At 44.3% G+C, this 366-nt stretch carries 1 protein-coding gene; it reads left to right on the plus strand.

The window, feature by feature from the left end; translation table 11 throughout:
* Positions 1–366 (plus strand): DUF6391 domain-containing protein (locus KKC1_RS16345; protein ID WP_202820052.1); only part of this gene is annotated, 366 nt, incomplete at both ends.

Below are 366 nucleotides of genomic sequence, written 5' to 3' on the forward strand. Positions count from 1 at the left end.
TTAATTCCTTATGTACTCATTTTCAATTCTTTTTTCAACGTGATTACGATACCATGGCAGATTTTAAAAATAGCTGCGGACAAGAGGGTGAGAAAAAATCACAGTTTGGAACATGCCACCGTTAACGTGCTGGAGGAGAGGTATGGTCATTCTTTAAGAATAGGAGGACTTGCATATTCCAACGGCTTCTCACTGTCAGGTCCGGATCTTCCACCTCCCTACGAAGTTCTGGATGCTGCAGGAAAAGGTCTGTACCGCATGGCAAACGGCGAAACAGATCTTGCCCTGCATCCGCGATGTGGGACTTCAATAGCGGCGGCCAATTTTCTTTTCTCCCTTGTATTCATACTTGTCCTCTTTTTTTAC

The organism is Calderihabitans maritimus, from assembly GCF_002207765.1.
Taxonomy (GTDB): Bacteria; Bacillota; KKC1; order Calderihabitantales; family Calderihabitantaceae; genus Calderihabitans; species Calderihabitans maritimus.